Origin of the sequence: Corallococcus praedator (genome assembly GCF_003612125.1) — a bacterium.
Taxonomy (GTDB): Bacteria; Myxococcota; Myxococcia; order Myxococcales; family Myxococcaceae; genus Corallococcus; species Corallococcus praedator.
In genome coordinates, this window is sequence record NZ_RAWI01000090.1 from 1 (window position 1) to 17,559 (window position 17,559).

At 71.5% G+C, this 17,559-nt stretch carries 9 protein-coding genes; 6 read left to right on the forward strand and 3 right to left on the reverse strand.

The features are described from left to right. Positions 1-3,708 (forward strand): FG-GAP-like repeat-containing protein (locus tag D7Y13_RS14445; RefSeq protein WP_341870412.1); only part of this gene is annotated, 3,708 nt, incomplete at its 5' end. A gap of 9 nt (positions 3,709-3,717) precedes the next feature. On the opposite strand, the gene D7Y13_RS14450 is transcribed toward D7Y13_RS14445, so the two are convergent. Next, positions 3,718-4,662 (reverse strand): DMT family transporter, encoded by a 945-nt coding sequence (locus D7Y13_RS14450; RefSeq protein WP_120534109.1) that lies wholly within the window; start codon positions 4,660-4,662, stop codon positions 3,718-3,720. Positions 4,663-4,738: 76 nt separating this feature from the next. Then, the gene (gene ligD, locus D7Y13_RS14455) at positions 4,739-7,306 is read right to left on the reverse strand and encodes a DNA ligase D (RefSeq protein ID WP_233595651.1); all 2,568 of its coding nucleotides are present in this window, start codon (positions 7,304-7,306) and stop codon (positions 4,739-4,741) included. A gap of 266 nt (positions 7,307-7,572) precedes the next feature. Here ligD and D7Y13_RS14460 point away from each other — a divergent pair, with 266 nt between their 5' ends. From D7Y13_RS14460 to argE, 5 genes are all read left to right on the forward strand, one after another. Further along, positions 7,573-8,058, forward strand: a complete 486-nt coding sequence (locus D7Y13_RS14460) for a DUF2383 domain-containing protein (RefSeq protein WP_120584229.1) — start codon at positions 7,573-7,575, stop codon at positions 8,056-8,058. 63 nt (positions 8,059-8,121) lie between these two features. Further along, entirely contained in the window at positions 8,122-9,504 is a 1,383-nt protein-coding gene (gene hutF / locus D7Y13_RS14465) for a formimidoylglutamate deiminase (protein WP_120534111.1), read from the forward strand. 77 nt (positions 9,505-9,581) lie between these two features. After that, positions 9,582-11,036: a hypothetical protein gene (locus D7Y13_RS14470; protein ID WP_120584220.1), complete on the forward strand. Its 1,455-nt coding sequence runs from the start codon at positions 9,582-9,584 to the stop codon at positions 11,034-11,036. 176 nt (positions 11,037-11,212) lie between these two features. After that, on the forward strand, positions 11,213-12,661 hold the full coding sequence (locus D7Y13_RS14475; protein WP_120584221.1) for a hypothetical protein: 1,449 nt from the start codon (positions 11,213-11,215) through the stop codon (positions 12,659-12,661). Positions 12,662-12,727: 66 nt separating this feature from the next. Beyond that, positions 12,728-13,870 carry an acetylornithine deacetylase gene (gene argE / locus D7Y13_RS14480; RefSeq protein WP_120534114.1) on the forward strand — a complete coding sequence of 381 codons (1,143 nt, stop codon included), beginning with the start codon at positions 12,728-12,730 and terminating at the stop codon, positions 13,868-13,870. A 4-nt stretch (positions 13,871-13,874) separates the two neighbouring features. On the opposite strand, the gene mfd is transcribed toward argE, so the two are convergent. Continuing rightward, a complete protein-coding gene (gene mfd, locus D7Y13_RS14485) occupies positions 13,875-17,456 on the reverse strand; it encodes a transcription-repair coupling factor (RefSeq protein WP_120584222.1) in 3,582 nt (1,193 codons plus the stop codon). Positions 17,457-17,559: the final 103 nt, after the last annotated feature.

Below are 17,559 nucleotides of genomic sequence, written 5' to 3' on the forward strand. Positions count from 1 at the left end.
CCCATGAAGCGTTTCACCCGCGCGACCCCCCTCTTCGCGCTCCTGACCCTGGCCTGCCAGGGCGGGCAGGATTCCGCCGTGGTGCTGCCCTACGTGGGCCCGTGTGAAGGCCTGGCGGCCATGACGTTGGCCGTGGAGCCGACGACGGTGCGCTCGGGCGGCGTGGCCACGCTGACGGCCACGGGCGGCAGCGGTCACTACACCTTCAGGGCGGAAGCGGGCGGCTCCTCCGGAGATGTGCGCGGCAACCGCTTCGTCGCGGGCGCCACGCCGGCGCAAGACACGCTGCTGGTGGTGGACGAGCAGTGCGGCGGCTCCGCCTCCGTGCGCGTGCAGGTCATCGCGGGCTTCGGGGTCGCGCCCGCGAAGGCCACGCTGCGGCCGGGCACGAGCTTCCAGATCGTCATCGACGGACTGGTGGGCACGCCCTCCTTCACGCTCACCTCCAACAAGTCCGGGGGGACGCTCTCGGAGACGGGCGTCTACACGGCCGGCGCGACGGAGGCGCTGGACCTCATCACCGTGAGCGACCAGCGGTCCGGCGACACGGCGGTGCTCCAGTACACGGTGAGCAAGGCCGCGAAGCTGGTGGGCGACCCGCCGTACCTGGGCGTGCCGTCGGGCGCGTCCGCGCCGCTGGGCACGGCGGGCGGTACCGACAGCGTGGTGTGGACGAAGAAGTCCGGACCCGGCACGGTGACGAACGGGCGCATCGTGGTGGAGGCGGGCGCGGCCGGCCTCATCACGCTGGAGGCGCGGGACCGCTTCACCGGCGACGTGGCCCCGGTGGCCGTGCGCGTGCTGGACGAACTGTCGCGGCCCCTGCTGGCGCACGGCCGGCTGACGGACGTGGCCACGATGGTGACCGCGGACTTCGACGGTGACGGCATCCAGGACCTCGCGGTGGGACAGCGCGAGAGCGAACTGGCACGGCCCACCGGCGGCGCGGTGTTCGTCTACAAGGGCAGCGCGTCCGGCCTGCCCACGAAGCCCACCTGGGTGCTGGCGGGTGAGACGGAAGGCGCGCTCTTCGGCGACATGCTGGCCGCGGGCGACCTGGACGGCGATGGGCGCGCGGACCTGGCGGTGTCGTCGCCGGGCGCGGACGTCACCATCGGCGACTCGGGCGCCGTGTACCTCTACACCTTCAAGGCGGGGCAGCCTCCCGCGCTGTTGCGGCCGGCGCTCACGGGCCTGGGCCGGGGCGGCTTCGGCACGGGCATGGCCATCGCGGACGCGGATGGCGACGGGGACCTGGACCTGTTCGTGGGCTCGCCCGCGGGCGACCTGTCCAGCCTCTCCGGCATCAGCCGGCGCGGCGTGGTGGACATCTTCCTGCTCACCAAGGGCCAGCCCGTCCCGGACCTCCCGGCGGTGCGCCTGGGCGGACAGGACCTGAAGGTGGATGGCAGCTTCGAGCTGCGCAGCAACACGGAGCTGGGGCGCGCCATCGTGGTGGCGGACCTCAACGACGACGGCCGCCCGGACCTGGCGTCGCTCAGCAAGCTGACCCGCTACAAGGCGGATGGCACCACCGACGGCCAGCAGATGGGCGTGGCCGTGTACTTCGCGCGCGACGCGGCGCCGCGCTTCCGTTCCACCGCGGACCTGTACGTCATGCCGTCGAACACCGCCGTGGAGACGCTGAACAACGAGGGCACGTGGCGCCTGGGCGCGATTGCCGGTGAAGGCAGCCGTCCTCCGCTGCTGCTGGTGATGGCGGACAGGGCGGACTCGCCGGACCTGAGCAAGGTGGGCGGCGTGGCGGCGCAGGTGGACGCGGGCGGCGCGTTCCTGTTCGACCTGCGCGGGAACACGCCCTCGGGCGATCCGGCGGGGAAGCCCGTGAAGGTGCCGCTGGCGGACGCCTTCGGACGGCTCTACGGAGACGCGCGCAGCATCACCGCGTCCCGGAGCTGGACGGTGATGGACGTGGATGGCGCGGCGGGACCGGAGCTGCTGCTGGGCGCGCCGTACGCGACGGCGACGGCGGGCACGACGCAGCTGGGCAACGCGGGAAAGGTGCTGGTGTTCCCGCTGGCCACGCTCGCGAAGGGCAGCGTGCAGAACAAGCCGCAGGTGGCGCTGGGCGGCGCGGCGAAGGCGGAGGTGCTGGGCTCGGGCCTGGTGGCGTGGCCGTTGCCTTCGGGCACGGTGCTGGCGGGCTTCTCCGGCCGGGCCTCCTCCGCGCAGGGCGCCTTCACCGGACGCGTGGACGTCTTCCAGAAGGCGGGCGGGACGCTGGCCGAGTGGGCGCGCAGTGGCCTGGAGGTGACGACGAAGGCCAGCATGGAGCGCTTCGGTGAGTCGGTGGCGGTGACCCGGCTGGGCACCCGCGTGATGGCGGTGGTGGGCGCGCAGGGCTTCTCTGGTCCGGGCCCCAACGGCGACGGCAACGACCTCAACGTGGGCCGCGCGTACACGTTCGACACGGCGAAGCCCTCGGAGGCCACGGTGGCCGGCGAGGGCGCGAGCGCTCCGTGGGTGGGCGGACGCAACGTGGGCGTGGACGTGGCGTTCACGGACTTCAACGGCGACGGGCGTCCGGACATGGTGGCGGGCGCCACGGGCCTGGTCATCCCGGGCACGGGTTCTCCCGCGGGCGACCGGGACATCTACACGTCGACCACGTGCATGGCGACGGGCACCCAGTCGCAGGGGGGACTCCTGGTGTCCATGGGGCAGGCGGACGGCACCTTCAAGCCGGGCTTCCGCGTGTTCGCGCCGAACGTCATCGCCGGCTGCGCGGACCCCGCGGCCGCCAGCTGCAAGCGCGCCACCCTGGGGCGGGGTGTGGCGGGCGGCTTCGACTTCAACGGCGACGGCAAGCAGGACCTGGCCGTGCTGCGCGACAGGGGCTTCGACCTGTTCCTGGGCCGCGCGCCGGAAGATGCCTCGCTCGCGAAGCTCACCCTCGCGTGCGACCCCGTCTACTCCTGGCCCACCTCCGTGCAGCAGACCACCGCGCCCGCGTCACTGGGCGACCTGAACGGGGACGGCTGCGACGAGGTCGCGTGGCGCTACTCGGACGGCTCGCGCTCCGGCGTGGTGGTGCTCTACGGCTACGACGCGGGCGGCACCCGCTGCGGTGGGCGGACGGCCGCGTCCATGGTGCGCATCGCGGGTGACGGCGAGGTGTCGCTCAACATGATCAACCTGGGCGTGGCCAGCACGCGCGCGGGCCGCTTCCTGGGGGACACGCGGGACTTCATCGCGGTGACGGCCAACAACTTCCTGGTGGAGGGCGTGAGCCAGCCGGCGGTGCTGCTCTTCAACGTGGCGGAGCTCAACGCGCTGCGGCCCGCTTCCGGGGAGCGGCTGGTGGCCGCCTTCGGCACCGCGGACCTGAAGCCGCTGACGGTGACGTACCGCGCGCGCGCGGTGGGCTTCGGCGCGTCGCTGGCGGGCGGCAAGGACCTGAACGGCGACGGCGTGCCGGACCTGTGGGTGGGCGCGCCGGGCGCGTCGGTGGCGTCGGATGGCGAAGGCGCGGCGTTCCTCTTCGCCGGTGGCCCGAAGTCGCAGGGCGCGCTGTCCCCGTTCGTCCTGGTGGTGGGGGACGGCTCCGAGCGCAGCTCGCTGGGCCAGTCGCTCGCGGTCGTCCCCGGCAGCGGAGGCTCGCCGCCGACCGTCGTCATCGGCGCGCCGAAGAGCTACCGCACCGGCACGCAGAACGGCACCGCGTTCGCCCTGCCGCTGCCGTTCTGAGGTCGGGCGCTACGCCGACGCTTCCGGAGGCACCTTCGCCTCCGGAGGCTCGCGGTTGGCGATGGCCGCCGCGGTGAGGATGAGCACGCCGCCCGCCAGGAGCGACGGCGTGAGCGGCTCTCCCAAGAGCGCCACGCCGAGCGTCACCGCGACCAGCGTGTCCAGGAGCGCCATCGCGCCCAGGGCCGCCAGCGAGATGCGCGGCAGGAGCCAGTACAGGCACTGGTAGGTGATGACCGTCCCGCCCAGCGCCAGGTACAGCAGCGCGCCAAGGGCCCGGGGCGTCCAGTGCGCCGGCTGGTTCCACTCCAACAGCGCGGAGGCGCCCAAGAGCAGCACCGCGCTGCTCAGCGTCTGCACCAGCGTGAGCAGGTGGGGCGGCACGTGCGTCATGTGCTGGCGCACCAGCACGTTGGCCACCGCCACCACCGACGCCGCGCCCAGCGTCATCCCGCACCCGAGCAGCACCTGCGCGGACAGGCTCAGCGACACCAGCTCCTGGTGCTGGAGCGCCACCACGCCCGTCAGTCCCAGGACCGCCGCGAAGAGCTTCTGCGGCGTGAGCGGCTGATCCGGCAGCAGCACGCGGCCCACCAGCAGCAGCCACACGGGGAAGGTGGAGAAGAGGAGCGCGGACCAGCTCGACGGAATCCACTGCTGCGCCACGAAGAGCAGCCCGAAGGGCACCGCCAACTGGAGCACGCCAATCCCCGCGATGCGCCACCCGGTGCCGCCGCCCAGCGTCGCGCCGCGCGAGCGGGCGAAGGGCAGCAGCGCAACCCCGGCGATGAGCATGCGCGTGCCCACGAACCGCAGGGGCGGCAGGTCCTCCAGCCCCACCTTCACGACGGCCCAGGTGGAGCCCCAGGTGAGGAAGCAGATGGCGTAGGCGACGGCGATCTTCCAACGCGGCGCGGACTTCGCGGCGGTGCTCACTGCGGTGACGGACGACATGGCGGCGCGGGCAGTAGCACGCGCCCCACCGCTTTGGCGAAACATCCGTTCAGGGCGCGGCGCGTCAGCCGGCGGCTCACTCCCCGGGCAGCGTCTGCTTCAGGCTCAGCACGGGCGCGAACAGGTCCCCCACGGCGTCCAGGCGCCTGCGCAGCGTCTTCAGACGGAAGCGGTGGGGGTCCAACCGGGCCGTCACTTCGCTCCAGTCGAGCGGCGCGGAGAACGGCGCTCCCTCCACGGCGCGCAGGGAGTAGGGCGCCACCACCGTCTTGCCGCGCGCGTTCTGTCCCACGTCCAGGTAGAGCCGGCCGCCCCGCTTGTTGATGGAGCGCTCCGTGGTGGCGATGTCGCCCAGGGCCTCCTCCAGCTCGGCCGCCCGTGCGTTCGCGAATGCCTGGGCGCGCGCGTAGGTGTGCCCCGGGGCCAGGGGCACCAGCACGTGCAGGCCCCGCTTGCCGGACGTCTTCGGGAAGGATTGGAGGCCCAGCGCGTCCAGGCGGGCGTGCAGGCGCCTGGCCACCTTCACCAGGTCCTTCCAGCCGCCGGTGCCGGGGTCCAGGTCGAACACCACGAAGTCCGGCTGCGCCAGCCGGGGCGCGTGGCTCAGCCACATGTGCAGGGTGAGCGCGGACTGGTTGGCGAGCCACGACAGTGCATCCGCGTCCTTCACGTTGACGTGGCGCAGGGACTTGCCTTCGTGGCGCACGCGCAGCGTGGGCATCCAGGAGGGGATGCCGGACAGCTCATGCCGGAAGAAGCCCGGGGCCGCGATGCCCGCGGGCCACTGCTGGTGGGCCAGGGGCCGGTCCGCGAGCACGGGCACCAGCAGCGGCGCCACGTCCCGGTAGTAGCCGAACACGTCCGCCTTCGTGAGGCAGGTGTCGGGGAACAGCACGCGGTCGCCGTGCGTGAGCAGCGCCTCCGCGTCGGGCTTCGAGGCCGTCCTGCCCGAAGCCTTCGTCGGAGCCGTCGCGGTGCGCGCGGAGGCCTGGGCTGGTGCGCGCCGGGTGCCCTTCGTGGTGCGGGGGCTCTCCGTGGGCGCGGGGTGTTCGCGCACGACGTCCCGGGGCCGCTTGTCGCTGCGCAGGCCCTGGAAGACGGGGTGGCGCAGGCGGCCATCGCGGGTCCACTCCGTGAACCGCACCTGGGCCACGTACTTCGGCTTCACCCAGACGGTCTGCGTGTTCGTGGGCGCATCCACGGCGGCCGGCTTCTTCGAGCGCGTGGCGTCCAGCAACCAGCGCAGCTCGCGACGGTCCTCGGCGGTGTAGCCGGTGCCCACCTTGCCCACGTCGCGGAAGCCGCCCTCGCCCCGGACGCCCACGCGCAGCGCGCCAATCTCCGACCGGGCCCGGGCGTTCTTGATGGGCAGGTAGCCCAGGATGACGACCTCCTGGCCCGCGACCACCTTCAGCTTCAGCCAGTCCCCGGAGCGCGTGCCCGTGTAGGTCGAGTCCCTGCGCTTGGCGATGACGCCCTCCCACCCCTTGCGCCGCGCCTCCATCAACGCGCGCGACAGCGGCAGGTCCAACCGCTCGGAGAGCTGGAGCGGCAGCTCGACGGTGGCCATCAGCTTCTCCAACCGCGCGCGGCGCTCCACGTAGGGCAGTCCCCGCAGGTCCTCGCCGTTCAACCACAGCACGTCGAACACCACGAAGCGCTGCTCCGCGCCTGCCTCCGTGTGCTGGAGGAGCTGGAAGTTGGAGCGGCCCTTGTCGTCGAGCGCGATGACCTCTCCGTCCACCACCACGTCGGTCGCGGGCAGGGTGCGCAGCGAGGCGGTGAGCCGTCCGAAGCGGCTCGACAGGTCGTTGCCCCTGCGGCTCTGGAAGGCGATCTTGTCGCGCGTGAGGGCGAACACCGCGCGGAAGCCGTCGTACTTCACCTCGTAGGCATGCGTGTCGTCGTGCGCTTCATCCGGCACCGCCAGCCGCGCCAGCATGGGCGGCCACACCCGTTCGAGCAGCTTCTGCGGCGTCGCGGGAGGCCGCCGCGGCTTCGATGGCGCGACCCGCGCCAGGCGCGAAGGGGCCACGGGCCTCTTGCGCAGCACCCCCGGCTTGCGCGGTCCGCGCGTCTCCACCTGGCCGCTCTTCACGGACTCGGGCCTTTCGACGGTGACGTCGTAGTCGGTCCGCGCCTCCTCATCCTTCGCCTTGAAGAAGAGCCACTGGGCCTTGCCGCCACGAGGGCGGGTGCGGATGAGGTGCCAGCGCCCCTGGAGCTTCTGGCCGTGCAGCACGACCTCCAGGTGCCCGCGCGCGAGCTGCGCCTTGTCCTGGCCCGGGGGCACCGTCTCGAAGGTGCCGGACTCCCAGAGCAGCGAATCGCCCCCGCCGTACTGCTCATCCGGGATGTGGCCCTCGAAGTCCGCGTAGGAGCGCGGGTGGTCCTCGGTCCGCACCGCGAGCCGCTTCTGCGCGGGGTCGTGGCTGGGCCCCTTGGGAATGGCCCAGCTCACCAACACGCCGCCAATCTCCAGGCGCAGGTCGTAGTGAAGCCGGGTGGCGTCGTGCTTGTGCACCACGAAGACGGGGGCGCCCGACGTCGGCGCCTCCGCCTCCGGGGCCGGCTCGGGCGTGCGCAGGAAGTCGCGCTTCGTGCGGTAGCGCTGCAAGCGCTTCTCTGTCTCGGAGGTCTTCACGCTCCAACGCTCTTCACCGGACCTGGGTGGTGCAATTCCCCGTGGCGGTTGGAGGGCGGCCAGGAGGGCAGGCGCTCTGCTCCCCATGCGTCCAGCGAGTCGCGAGGCCCCGGTGTGCAAGGCCCGTCCTCCATGCGGAGGACTCATGAGGGTCGTCCGCCTGCCCTGGGGGCGATGGGCCGATGGGTGGTCGGCAGGGCGGTTGGTTCCGGGAGGAGGACCCTCCACATTGTCGAGGCGTTTGCACTCGCATGGAGGAGGCGCCCATGGCCGACAAGTCCGAAGTGGCCCGTCTGCACAGCCTGGCCCAACTCGATGCCGATGCCGTCGGGGCCTACGACGTGGCCATCTCGCGCATCCCGCATCCCCTGGTGCGCGAGCGCCTCAACAGCTTCCGCGCGGACCACCTGCGCCACGTGCAGGACCTGAACACGCTCATCCGCGACCTGGGCGGGGAGCCGGTGGCGCTGCGCTCGGACCTGAAGGGCTCCGCCATGAAGGGCCTGACGGCGATGACGGGCCTGATGGGCACGGAGGCCACGCTCTGGGCCATGCTCGGCAACGAGGAGCTGTTCGACCGGGCCTACGAGCTGGCGCTCCAGTTCGAGTGGACCCCGGAGGTGAAGGTCCTCATCCGGCAGCACCGCGAGGACGAGCGGCGCCACGGCACGTGGATCCGCGACGCGGCGCGCACCCGCCCGTGGGTGGAAGGCCGCGTCCCCTTCATGGAAGGCGCCGAGCTGGGGGCCTGACCCGCAAGGGCCACCGGCCTTCCGCTGCTGCGGTCCTCCAGGGGCTGACATAGGCTGCCCCGCGTGAGCGACATCACTGTCTATCAACCCGACTTCCTCTTCGTGGAAGGTCGGTTCCAGGAAGGCCGCGCGCTGGCGGTGGGCGCGGACGGACGCGTGCTGGACGCGGTGCCGGAGGGCGCTCGCGTGGAGCGGCTTCCGGGACGCGCGCTCTTGCCGGGGCTCGTCAACGGCCACTCGCACGCGTTCCAGCGGCTCATCCGGGGGCGCACCGAGTACGTGGCCTCGGGCCGTGGACAGGACGACTTCTGGTCCTGGCGCGAGGCGATGTACCGCGCCGCGGAGGCCCTGACGCCGGAGGAGGTCTACGTCGCCTCGCGGCAGGTGTTCGTGGAGATGGCGCTCGCGGGCATCACCGCGGTGGGCGAATTCCACTACGTGCACCACCAGTCGGACGGGACGCCCTACGCGGACCGCAATGAGCTGGCGCACGCGGTCATCCGCGCGGCCACCGACGTGGGCCTGCGCATCTGCCTGCTGCGGGTGGGCTACGCGCGGGCGGGCTTCAACGTGGCCGCGAATCCGCGCCAGCGCCGCTTCATCGACCCGGACGTGGACACGTTCCTGTCCACCACGGAAGCCCTGGCGCGGGCGGTGCGCGGCGATGCGCGGGTGAACGTGGGGCTGGCGCCGCACAGCGTGCGCGCGGTGTCGAAGGACTGGCTGGTCCGCGTGGAGCGCGACGCGCCGGCGGGCATGCCCATCCACATGCACGTGGCGGAGCAGCCCAAGGAGATTGAAGCGTGTCTGGCGGAGCACGGCCGTCGTCCGGTGGAGCTGCTGGCGGACCTGGGCCTGCTGGGAGGGCGCTTCACGGCGGTGCACGGCGTGCACCTGACGGACGAGGAGGTGCAGTTGCTCGGCCGGGCGGAGGCCACGGTGTGCGCGTGTCCGTCCACGGAGCGCAACCTGGGGGATGGCATCGTGCCGGCGGACGCGCTGGTCCGCGCCGGGGCGCGCGTGAGCCTGGGCTCGGACAGCCAGACGGCGGTGGACCTGCTGGACGAGGCTCGGCAGTTGGAGCAGCACCTGCGGCTGGTGCGGCTGCGCCGGGCGGTGCTGGATCCGGGGACGGGCACGCTGGACGGACTGGCGGCGCGGCTGCTGGACATGGCCACGGTGCAGGGGGCGCACAGCCTGGGCCTGGACACGGGAGCGCTGGAGCCGGGCGCTCCCGCGGACTTCTTCACGGTGGACCTGCGGCACCCGTCGCTGGTGGGCGCGGGGCTCGCGTCGCTGTTGCCGGGCATTGTCTTCGGGGCGACGGCGGGCGCGGTGCGCGAGGTCGCGGTGGCGGGCCGCTGGGTGGTGCGGGACGGTCGGCATGCCCTGGCGGACGAGAGCGCCCGGGCCTTCCAGCAGCTTGCCTGGCGCCTCTACCCGTGAGGGTGGCGCGGAGTGATATGGGCTCGCGGCCGGGGCGTTGAACAGCCTCGGAAAGCGGTTTCAGCAGGGGGCACGGGATGCGTTCGACAATCGTGTTGTCACTGGTGCTGTTGGGCTGGGTCGTGGGCTGCGCCGGGCGTCAGGAGCCGGAGACCCCGGACTACGAAGCCATCTACGACGTGCCCCTGGATGAGATGTGGCCGTCCGTGCGGGAGTACTTCACGAACGCGAACCTCCCGTTCCGTGAGGACAAGGGCAGCCGCGTGCTGGAGACGGAGTGGAAGCAGGAGTTCGGCGGCTCGAAGATCGCGGGCTTCTGGCACCGCTACCTCGTCATGGGCAAGCGGGAGACGCCCACGAAGAGCAAGCTGTGGATCGTCCGCGTCACGAAGACCGTGAACAAGACGCTCGCCCCGGCGGGCAGGGAGCTGGACTGGGGCATCAACCGCAGCCTGTTCACGGGGGGGCCTGGAACCGGGGGGCCGGAAGACCGCGTCAGCATCGAGGATGACGAGGACCGGTTCAGCATGCCGCGCGGGGAGAATGGCTTCTACGTGGACTCCGCCCAGGGCACGCGGGACCTGCACATGGAGTGGCGCGTGTTCCGCGGCATCGCGCCGCATCTGGCGAAGAAGGAGGCGCCGGTCACCGCCGCCCAGAAGGTGGCCCGCGCCCCGGATGCGAAGCAGGCGCCGCAGGAGTTCACCGAGTGCGGCCAGGACATCATCGGCCTGAAGCCCCGCGCGAAGACGGGTGGGGTGATGCTGCTGGGGGAGCTGCACGGCACGCAGGAGGTGCCGCGCTTCATCGCGCAGGCGGTCTGCCAGCTCGTCATGTCGGGGACGCCCGTGTCGGTGGGGCTGGAGCTGCCGGTGGAGAACGAGGAGCGCGTCACCACCTTCGTGAAGAGCGAGGGCACGGAGGAGGACTGGCTCAGGCTGATGGAGGCCCCGTTCTGGCGCAGCCCGTATCCGGACGGGCGCGGCAGTGAAGCGGTGGCGAACATGCTGGAGCAGCTGCGGCAGTTGCGTGCGCGCGGCCTGGATGTGGAGGCCTTCGTCTACGACCACCCGAAGCTGTCGGGCCAGCAGCGCGAGAATGCGCTCACCCAGACGGTGCTCGGCCACGTGAAGGCAGGGCCGGGACGCTTCCACCTGGTGGTGAGCGGCAACATCCACCCGCGCACCGCGCAGGGCCTGCCGTGGGACAAGCAGTACCAGCCGATGGGCCGGCTCTTGAAGGCGCAGTTGAAGAACGTCCTGTCGCTGGACATGGCGTACAACAGCGGGTCGGCGTGGATCTGCGCGGCGGATCAGCAGGGCCGCAAGCTGGACTGCGGCGTGAAGGAGACGAAGGGGAAGGACAACGGGGACCGCTTCTTCGTGCACATCTGGGACTCGCCCAACAAGGAGGGCTACCACGGGGTGTTCTACGTGGGCCCGGTGAGCGCGTCGGAGCCGGCCATCGACAAGGGGCTGGGACGGCCGTCGGACGCCGCGCCCGAGCCGACGGGGTCCATGCAAGGCCTGTAGCACCCGTACCCCCAGCCGCCCGTGGAACACAGGGGCCGTGTGCGTCACCGGAGGCGGTGGTGCGCACGGCCCTTCCGCATTGCTCGGGGGCGGGCCCCCAGGAACTCCGCCGATACGTTTCGCGCCGGTTCGCGTTCTCTCTTCATCCTGGAATCGCCGCAGGGAGGGGTCTCGAAATGCGTTCGACATGGCTCATGGGGTGGATGGCGTTGGTTCTCGCGGCGGGGTGCGCCGGGCGTCAGGAGCCGGAGACCCCGGACTACGAGGCCGTCTACGACGTGCCCCTGAGCGAGATGTGGCCGTCCGTGCGGGAGTACTTCACGGACGCGAACCTGCCCTACCGCGAGGACCGGGGCAGCCGCGTGCTGGAGACGGACTGGAAGCAGGAGTTCGGCGGCTCGAAGATTTCGGGCTACTGGCACCGCTACCTCGTCATCGGCAAGCAGGAGGCCCCCACCAAGAGCAAGCTGTGGGTCATCCGCGTCACGAAGAGCGTGAACAAGACGCTCATGGCGCCGGGCCGCGATCTCGCCTGGGGCCAGTCCTTCTCGCGGGGCGGCGCGGCGGGGCTCAGCCCGGAGGACGACGAGGCCCGGTTGGCCTTCCCCCAGGGGGAGAACGCCTTCTACGTGGACTCGGCCCAGGGCCACCGGGACCTGCACATGGAGTGGCGTGTATTCCGCTCCATCGCGCCCCTGCTCGCGAAGCAGCAGGAGGCCACCACCGCCCAGAGGGTGGCCCAGGCGTCCCAGGCCAGGACCCCGGCCGCGTTCACCGAGTGCGGTCAGGACATCATCGGCCTGAAGGCCCGGGCGAAGGCGGGTGGGGTGATGCTGCTGGGGGAGCTGCACGGCACGCAGGAAGTGCCGCGCTTCATCGCGCAGTCGGTCTGCCAGCTCACCACGTCGGGAACGCCCGTGTCGGTGGGGCTGGAGCTGCCGGTGGAGAACGAGGAGCGCGTCACCGCCTTCGTGAAGAGCGAGGGCACCGAAGAGGATTGGCTCAAGTTGATGGAGGCCCCGTTCTGGCGCAGCCCGTATCCGGACGGGCGCGGCAGTGAGGCGGTGGCGAACATGCTGGAGCAGCTGCGGCTGTTGCGTGCGCACGGCCTGGATGTGGAGGCCTTCGTCTATGACCACCCGAAGCTGTCGGGCCAGAAGCGCGAGGACGCGCTCACCCAGACGGTGCTCAGCCAGGTGAAGGCGGGGCCGGGGCGCTTCCACCTGGTGGTGAGCGGCAACATCCACCCGCGCACCGCGCAGGGCCTGCCGTGGGACAAGCAGTACCAGCCGATGGGCCGGCTCTTGAAGGCGCAGTTGAAGAACGTCCTGTCGCTGGACATGGCGTACAACAGCGGGTCGGCGTGGATCTGCGCGGCGGACAAGCGGGTGGGCAAGCTGGACTGCGGCGTGAAGGAGACGAAGGGGAAGGACAACGGGGACCGCTTCTTCGTGCACGTCTGGGACTCGCCCAACGAGGAGGGCTACCACGGGGTGTTCTACGTGGGCCGGGTGAGCGCGTCGGAGCCGGCCATCGCCCGGGGAATGGGGCGGCCGGGTGCGAATGACAACTCGGTGTTCCCGAGGGCGGGGGACGCGAAGGTGATGGCGTCCTCGCGACGCTGAAGCACGGCCAGACTGGCATCACGGCGCGGGCGGTGGCATGCAGGTGGCCTGACTGGAGGCCATCCCATGAGCGACACGCTGCCCGCGCTGCGGGCCACCCTGGCGGAACTGGTGGCGCTGGACACCACGTCCTCGCGCCCCAACGCGCCCCTCATCGACTACGCCCAGACGCGGCTGGAGGCCGCGGGCTTCACCGCCGAGCGTCAGCACTACACCGACGACGCGGGCGTGGCGAAGGTGAACCTGGTCGCGCGCAAGGGGGACGCGGACCGGGCGGCGCTGGCGCTGGTGGGCCACTCCGACTGCGTGCCCTATGACACGGCCTGGACGGACGCGCTGCGCCTCACCGAGCGCGACGGCAAGCTGTACGCCCGAGGCGCGTGCGACACCAAGGGCTTCATCGCCTGCGCGCTGCACGCGGCCACGCGCAAGGACCTGCCCGCGCTGAGCTCCCCGCTGCTCGTCATCCTCACCGCCGACGAAGAGGTCGGCCTCGTGGGCGCGAAGAAGCTGGTGGCGGCGGGCCTGGGCCGCGCGCGGCACGCCATCGTCGGCGAGCCCACGCGCCTCATCCCGGTGCGCGCCAACAAGGGCTACTGCCTGGCGGAGGTGGAGGTGCTGGGCAAGGAGGGCCACAGCGCGTACCCGGAGCTGGGCGCGTCCGCCATCTTCCGCGCCGGCCGCTTCCTGCAACGGCTGGAGACGCTGGCGAACACCGTGCTGCGCGAGGACCGCGACGAGGGCTTCCAGCCGCCCTTCACCACGGTGAACGTGGGCCTCATCCAGGGCGGCAAGGCGAAGAACGTCCTGCCCGGCTCCTGCCGCTTCACCGTCGAATGGCGCCCCATCCCCGGCCAGTCCACCGAGCGCGTCCCGGAGCTGCTGGAGCACATCCGCCAGGAGCTCACGCGCGACGAGCCCGCCTATGAGGCGCGCATCAAGGTGCTGCGCATGGACCGGGGCGTCCACACGCGGGGCGACGCGGACGTGGTGCGCTTCCTGGAGGAGGTCAGCGGCAACGCGTCCGAAACGGTGTCCTTCGGCACGGAAGCCCCGCAGCTCACGGAGCTGGGCGCGGAGGCCGTGGTGTTCGGCCCCGGCGACATCCGCGTCGCGCACCAGACGGGGGAGTTCGTCCCCATGGAGGACCTGGTGCGCTGCGAGGACGCCCTCACGCGCGCGGTGGCCCGCTTCTGCGCCGGGCGCTGAAGCGTCAGTGCCGGGGCAGCGCGCAGGTGCCCAGGTCGCGCAGCATCTTGTGCGCCTCCGCCAGCATCGCGTGCCCCTTGGCCTCCGGGGGTAGCCGGGCGATGAGTTTCATGTCCGGGGTGAGCCGGTAGAAGCCCTTGGAGCGCTGCACCAGGGCGGCCACCTTCGCGCCGTCCAGCAGCGCGTCCGCGCCCAGCGCCATCGACAGGCGGTTGGGGCCGCCCTCCAGCGCGCGCAGCCGCAGCTCGCGCATGTCGATCTTGAGGAGCGTCACCTCGGAGAGGGCGTCCACCTCGTCGGGGGCCTCGCCGTAGCGGTCCACCAGCTCCGCGCGCAGGTCCGTCACTTCGTCCGGGTGGCCGGCCTGGCTGAAGCGCTTGTAGAACACCAGCCGCTGGTGCACGTCCGCCACGTAGTCGTCGGGGATGAGGGCGGGCATGGGCAGGTTGATGTCCGGCTCCACGTGCACCTTGGGCGGCTGGCCCTGCAGCTCCGCCACCGCCTCCTCCATCAGCTGCGCGTACAGGTCGAAGCCGATCTCCGCGATGGCGCCTGACTGCTTCTCGCCCAGCAGGTTGCCCGCGCCGCGGATCTCCAGGTCATGGCTGGCGATGGAGAAGCCCGCGCCCAGCTCGGTGAAGTTCTGGAGCACCTCCAGCCGGCGCTGCGCGTCCTTCGTCACCGGGCGGCGCGTGGGCACCAGCAGGTACGCGTACGCGCGCTCCTTGCTGCGGCCCACGCGGCCGCGCAGCTGGTAGAGCTGCGCGAGGCCGAACTGATCCGCGCGGTCGACGATCATCGTGTTGGCGCTGGAGATGTCGATGCCGCTCTCGATGATGCTGGTGCACAGCAGCACCTGGTACTTGTGCTCGGTGAAGGCCAGCATCACCTTCTCCAGCTGCCCTTCGGCCATCTGCCCGTGCGCCACGCCGATGGAGACGTGCGGCATCAGCTTGCGCAGGTCGCGCTCCATGGAGGCCAGCGACTCCACGCGGTTGTGCACGAAGAAGACCTGGCCGCCGCGGGCGATCTCCCGCTCCACGGCCTCCTTGATGAGGCCTTCGTCGTACTTCATCACGAAGGTGCGGATGGCCCGCCGGTCCTGCGGCGGCGTGGCGATGATGCTCATGTCGCGCACGCCGGACATGCTCATGTGCAGCGTGCGGGGGATGGGCGTGGCCGTCAGCGTCAGCACGTCCACCTGCGTGCGCAGCCGCTTGAGCGCTTCCTTCTGCTTCACGCCGAAGCGCTGCTCCTCGTCCACCACGAGCAGCCCCAGGTCCTTGAAGGCCACCTCGCCCGCCAGCAGCTTGTGCGTGCCGATGACGATGTCGACCCGGCCCTCCTTGGCGCGCTTGAGGATGTCGCGCACCTCCGGCGGCTTGCGGATGCCGGAAATCACTTCCACCGTGACGGGGTAGTCCTTGAAGCGCTTCTTGAACGAGTGGAAGTGCTGCTGCGCCAGCACCGTGGTGGGCACCAGCACCGCCACCTGCTTGCGGTCCAGGGTGGCCTTGAAGGCGGCGCGCATCGCCACCTCCGTCTTGCCGTAGCCCACGTCGCCGCAGACGAGCCGGTCCATCGGCTGCGCCTTCTGCATGTCCGCGAGCACGTCCTCGATGGCCTTCGCCTGGTCGGGCGTCTCCTCGAACTCGAAGTCCGCCTCGAACTGGGCGTAGTACCGGTCCGGGGGCTGGAACGCGTAGCCGGGGTGCGCCTTGCGCGCGGCGGCCATCTGCAACAACTCCGCCGCCATCTTGAGCAGCTGCTCCTTGACGCGCTTCTTCGTCTTCTCCCAGCTCGTCGTGCCCAGCTTGTCCAGCTGGACCGTCTCCGGGTCCCCACCCGTGAACTTCTGGATGAGCCGCATGCGGCCCACCGGCAGGTAGATTTTGTCGCGCCCCGCGTACTCCAGGACGAGGAAGTCCCCTGGAACGCCCTGCACCTCCATCTTCGTCAGGCCCGCGTAGCGGCCAATGCCGAAGTCGGTGTGGACGATGAGGTCGCCTTCCTTCAGGTCCTTGAAGCCCGCGGCGAACGCATCCAGCTTCTTGCTGCGCTTCACGCGGCGGCGGGAGCGGACGCCGAAGATCTCCTCGTCCGCGAGCACCGCCAGCCGGCCCTCGGCGTCCACGAACCCGTGGCTCACCTCGCCGGTGAACAGGTGCACCCACACCGCGGGCTCGTAGAGCTTCGCGGGGTCCGCCATCGGTTCGGTGTGCACCTTCACCATCACCGACCGGTCCAACAGCAGCCGCTTGAGCCGGTCCGCCTGGCTCAGCGTTCCGCACGCCACCGCGCACGCCACGCCGGTGTCGCGCCAGCGCTGCAGCCGCTCCACCAGCGGCGTGAGCGCGCCCTCCTCGCCATGGTGCGCGAGGATGGCCTCGCGCAGGTCCTGTGTCGTGCCGAAGCTGAAGGCGACGGGGACGTCCGTCTGCGTGAGTGACAGCCCTCCGCCCTCCACCACGCGCAGGGCCTGGAGCCGAGCGGCCACATCTTCGCGCGACAGGAAGTGGTGCTCCGGCGGATAGCTCAGGTCCTGCCGGACGTCGGCCTCCGCCACGCCCCGGGCCAGCTCTCCCCAGAGTTCGTCCAGGGTGCGGTCCAGTCCCACCGGGTCGTCCAGGTAGACGACGGGCTCCGGGGCCCAGGCGCGCAGGTAGTCGAACACCGTGACGAGCCCGCCCTCGAAGAAGCCGGGCAGCAGGCCCTCCAGGCCGAAGCCGGGCAGGCCCTCGCGCAGCGCTTCCAGCCGCTCGCGCAGCTTGATGGTGGGCAGGTTGATGCGGTCGGCGACGGCGCGGGCGGCGGCCTCGGCGCGCGGGCGCGTGTCGTCGGTGAGGAGCAGCTCGCGCGCGGGCACCAGGTCCACGGCCTTGAGCGCGTCCACCGTGCGCTGCGACTCCGGGTCGAAGACGCGGATGGACTCGATGGTGTCCCCGAAGAACTCCAGGCGCACCGGCCGCTCGTACAGCGGGCTGAAGACATCCAGCAGGCCGCCACGCACGCTGAAGGTGCCCTTGTCCTCCACCAGCGGGCTGTTCTGGTAGCCCATCAGCGCCAGCTTCCGCGCCAGCGTGTCGCGGTCGAAGTCCTGGCCCACTTCCACGCGCTGGGCCAGCTGCGCCATCACCGCCAGCGGCAGCACGCGGCGGTGCAGCGCGCGCACGGACAGCACCAGCGCGGGGAAGGGCGTGCCGCGCGCCAGGTGGAACAGCGCGCCCAGCCGCTCCGTGATGGGGCCCGTTTCGGGGGACAGCTCGTCGTACGGCAGCACTTCATCCGCGGGCAGCCGCAGCACGCGCGGCTCCAGCAGGCTGCCGGTGCCGCCCAGGAAGAAGGCCAGGTCGTGCGCGAGCGCGTCCGCCGCCTCTTCATCCACGGCCACGCACACCAGCGGGGCCTGGAGTGAACGGTGCAAGCGGGCGAGCAGGTGCCCGCGCGCCGCGCCCTTCACGCCCTGCGTGCGCGTGCGACGTCCGACGTGGAGGGAGGCCAGCAGCCGCGCGAAGGCGTCACCGGAGGGAGGAGTGCCACCGGGCCACGGCGAGCCATCCGACTTGGGAGGAGGGGAGGTGTCCATGCGTGGGCCCGGGGTGGGGCCCTCGTGGCTAATTAGGGTGCCGCCTGCCCCAAATCAACGCCGGATGCTGAACGCTTGTCATGTGGCCGCGAAACAGGACGGC